The following is a 3,750-nucleotide window of genomic DNA, read 5'->3' as shown; positions in this document are numbered from 1 at the left end:
GCCAGGCCGGCGGCCGCGGCGCCGGCGTCCTGCCCCGGTGCGCCGCCCCCTGTGCCGCCCGCCTCGACGTTCATGTCCGCTTCGGCCGTGCCCACCAGCTCCGCCACCGCGGCATGGCGCGCGGCGGGCTCGGCGCGCTCGCGCAGCGGATGGTGCAGGGCATGGCGCAGCCAGCGCGAGCCCATGCTGGTCACGCAGGTGTCGAGCAGCGAGAGCAGGGTGGGCGCGGGCTCGCCGCGCAGGGTCTCGGTGAGCTCCAGGTTGCGCCGGGTGGCGGCGTCCAGGCGCAGGGTCTCGGATTCGCGCTCGACGACGAGGCCGGTGACGTGGGCGAGCGTCTGGCGCTGGGTGGCCTGCGCGTAGTCGTACAGGGCCGCGGCGGCGCCCAGCGCCACCGGCAGGTTCTCGACGCCGAAGCCGGCGAGGTCGCGGGTGCCGAAGTGGGCGGTGAGCAGCCGTGTGCCGGTCTCGGCGTCGAACTGCCAGTCCGCCAGGCGGCGCTGCGTCGGCGCGAGCGCGTCGAGCAGGGGCAGGGCCAGGCCGTCGGGCACCAGCACCTCGGCCGGGCGCAGGCGCTCGAACTGCGCCTGCAGCGCGTCCGACGGGCACTGCATGAGGCGGAAGTCGCCGTTGGCGAGGTTGAGCCACGCCAGCCCGAGCACGCCGCGGTGCAGGCTGGCGGCGAGCAGCAGCGCGTCGCGGCGGTCGTCGAGCAGCGCGGCGTCGGTCAGCGTGCCGGGGGTCACGATGCGGCTCACCGCGCGCTCCATCGGCCCCTTGGTCGCGCCCGGCTCACCCACCTGCTCGGCGATCACCACCGATTCGCCGAGCCTGACCAGGCGCGCGAGGTATTGCTCGACCGCGTGGAAGGGCACGCCCGCCATCCGGATCGGCTTGCCACTGGACTGGCCGCGCGTGGTGAGCGTGATGTCGAGCAGGCGCGCGGCCTTCTCGGCGTCCTCGAAGAAGAGCTCGTAGAAGTCGCCCATGCGGTAGAAGAGCAGGGTGTCCGGATGCTGCTGCTTGATCCGGAGGTACTGCTGCATCATCGGCGTATGGGCGGTGATCTCGGCCTCGCTCAGCGCGGCGGGGCGGATGGCCGTGTCCTCGAAGGGCGGCTTGCGGATTGCCAACTGAAGAAACCTCCCGGTTGCCTTGCTGTCGTCAGCAAAGGCAGGATTATCACCGTGGATCGAAGGAAAGATCGACTTGAACACACCGGACGCCGACACCCGCCGCATCGGCCGCAGGCTGGGCCTGCTGGCGACGCTCGCCTTTCTTGCGCTGGGCTGGGTGAGCTTCGACGGCGCGATCGAGCGCCGCGAGGACCCCAACCGCAATCTCGTGGTCGCCCCCGGCGCCAGCGAGCTGGTGCTGCAGCGCAACCGCGCCGGGCACTACCTGTTGCCGGGCGAGATCAACGGCCGTCCGGTGCGCCTGCTGCTCGACACCGGCGCGACCCAGGTCTCGGTGCCCGCACGCCTCGCCGCGGAGCTGGGACTGCAGGCGGGCGCGCCAGCCTCGGTGCTGACCGCCAACGGCGCGGTGACGGTGCGCCAGACGCGCATCCCGCGCCTCGCCTTCGGCCCCTTCGAGTTCCGCGACGTGGCCGGCCACCTCAACCCGGGCATGCAGGGCGACGAGGTGCTGCTCGGCATGTCGGCGCTGCGTCACCTTGAGTTCACCCAGCGCGGCGGCACGCTGACCTTGCGCGCGCCGGGCTCGGGATAGCAGGCTTGGGGCCGAGGCCTCAGGCCTGCAGGTTGGCCGGGCGCCAGGCCTGGATGATCGGCAGCAGCTGGCCGAAGATCTTCGGCGTGCCGGCGACCAGGTTGCCGGTGGTGAGGTAGTTGGCCTCGCCCGACAAGTCGGACACCAGGCCGCCGGCCTCCTGGATCAGCAGCACGCCGGCCGCCATGTCCCAGGGCGACAGGCCCATCTCCCAGAAACCGTCGAAGCGGCCCGCGGCCACGTAGGCGAGGTCGAGCGAGGCGGCACCCGGGCGACGGATGCCGGCGGTCTTCTGGGTGAGCTCCTTGAACATCGCCAGGTAGGCGTCGACATGGTCGAAGCGGCGGAAGGGGAAGCCGGTGCCGATCAGCGCCTCGTTGAGGCGGGTGCGGCGCGAGACGCGGATGCGGCGGTCGTTGAGGAAGGCGCCGGCGCCGCGCGAGGCGGTGAACAGCTCGTTGGTGTTGGGATCGTAGACCACCGCGTGCTCGAGCACGCCGTTCTTCGTCTGCGCGATCGAGACCGCGTATTGCGGCAGGCCGTGGATGAAGTTGGTGGTGCCGTCGAGCGGATCGATGATCCAGGTGAACTCGCTCTCCGGGCCGGACTCGCCGGACTCCTCTGCTAGAATCCCGTGCCCCGGGAAGGCGTCGCGCAGCACCTCGATGATCGCCTGTTCGGCGGCGCGGTCGACCTCGGTGACGAAGTCGTTGGGCGACTTGGACTGAACGGTCAGCAGGTCGAGCTGGGTCGACGCGCGGTTGATGACGGTCGCGGCGCGACGGGCGGCCTTGACGGCGATGTTCAGGGTTGCATGCATGCGGAGCGGTCTCGGTTAAAGAATCGGGGCCTGCCGCGTGCGCCGGGCGTGCGCTGCCGCCCGCTTCATCGGGCCGCCGTGCGGCCGCCGGGCCACGTTCCGGGCAGGCAGCCCGGCAAATTCGGAAAACGCGGAATTTTAATATGAATCGCCCCCTTGCGCTCGACCGCATCCGCGTCGTGCTGTCCCGCACCAGCCACCCCGGCAATATCGGCGCCGCCGCGCGCGCGATGAAGACCATGGGCTTGCGCGAGCTCTGGCTGGTCGCGCCGGAGTCCTTTCCCGACGAGGTCGCCACCGCGCGCGCCTCGGGTGCGGCCGACCTGCTTGAGCGTGCGCGCGTGGTCGGCACGCTGGAAGAGGCGCTCGCCGACACGGTGTTCTCCGCGGCGCTCACCGCGCGCCGGCGCGAGCTCTCGCTGCCGCGCCTGCAGGCGCGCGACGCCGCGGTGGAGCTGGTGGGGCGCACGCAGGATGGCGCGGTGGCGCTGGTGTTCGGCAACGAGACCAGCGGGCTCACCAACGAGGAGGCGGCCTTGTGCAGCCTGCCGGTCACCATCCCCACCGACGCGGAGTTCTCCTCGCTCAATCTCGGCGCGGCGGTGCAGGTGCTGGCCTACGAGCTGCGCATGGCCGCGCTCGGCGCCGCCGCCGCGCCCGGCGACCCGCAGCCCGAGCCGGCCACGCATGCCGACTTCGAGGGCTTCATGGCCCACCTCGAGCGCGCCGTCACCGCCAGCGGCTTCCACGACCCCGCCAACCCCAAGCGCCTGCTGCCGCGCATGCGGCGCCTGTTCAATCGCGTGCGCCTCGAGCGCGAGGAGGTCGCCCTGCTGCGCGGCATGCTCACCACCTTCGAGACGCCCCGCCGCCGCGGCTGATCGCTGCAGACTGCGAAGAGAATCTTGCAGGGGAGTCTTTGGGGGGGCTTGCAGGAGCGCCGGCAGGCGCGAAGACCACGCCAGGGATGCCCCCTGCGTCGCTTGCGCGACCGCCCCGTTCGCGGCTTGCGCCGCTCCTGCAGGCGTCCGGAAGCACGGCGGTTTCTGTAGGAGCGCCGGCAGGCGCGAACAAGGCCGCGGGGGAAGGGACGCGCGTCGGGTGGGCGAGCGCCGCTTTCGCGCCTGCCGGCGCTCCTCCAGAAACCGGCGCGGGTCGGAAGCTTTTGTAGGAGCGCCGGCAGGCGCGAACGCGGCTGC

4 protein-coding genes are annotated in these 3,750 nt (G+C 72.1%); 2 read left to right on the top strand and 2 right to left on the bottom strand.

What is annotated here, in order from left to right; translation table 11 throughout:
* The coding region (locus tag C667_RS21035; RefSeq protein ID WP_503169811.1) for a MutS N-terminal domain-containing protein at window positions 1–1,046 on the bottom strand (1,046 nt) is incomplete at its 3' end.
* 163 nt (window positions 1,047–1,209) lie between these two features.
* On the opposite strand from C667_RS21035, the gene C667_RS21030 reads away from it, so the two are divergent.
* Window positions 1,210–1,731 carry a retropepsin-like aspartic protease family protein gene (locus C667_RS21030; protein WP_004382391.1) on the top strand — a complete coding sequence of 174 codons (522 nt, stop codon included), beginning with the start codon at window positions 1,210–1,212 and terminating at the stop codon, window positions 1,729–1,731.
* Between the two features lie 19 nt (window positions 1,732–1,750).
* On the opposite strand, the gene C667_RS21025 is transcribed toward C667_RS21030, so the two are convergent.
* Complete coding sequence (locus C667_RS21025; protein WP_004382389.1) at window positions 1,751–2,551, bottom strand: inositol monophosphatase family protein; 801 nt, start codon at window positions 2,549–2,551, stop codon at window positions 1,751–1,753.
* Window positions 2,552–2,694: 143 nt separating this feature from the next.
* On the opposite strand from C667_RS21025, the gene C667_RS21020 reads away from it, so the two are divergent.
* Window positions 2,695–3,432 carry an RNA methyltransferase gene (locus tag C667_RS21020; RefSeq protein WP_004382387.1) on the top strand — a complete coding sequence of 246 codons (738 nt, stop codon included), beginning with the start codon at window positions 2,695–2,697 and terminating at the stop codon, window positions 3,430–3,432.
* Window positions 3,433–3,750 lie beyond the last annotated feature (318 nt).

It is taken from the genome of Thauera phenylacetica B4P, assembly GCF_000310225.1.
In the GTDB taxonomy this organism is placed as follows: Bacteria; Pseudomonadota; Gammaproteobacteria; order Burkholderiales; family Rhodocyclaceae; genus Thauera; species Thauera phenylacetica.
Note: the sequence above shows the minus strand (reverse complement) of the source record. Positions and strands in the feature narration are given on the sequence as shown.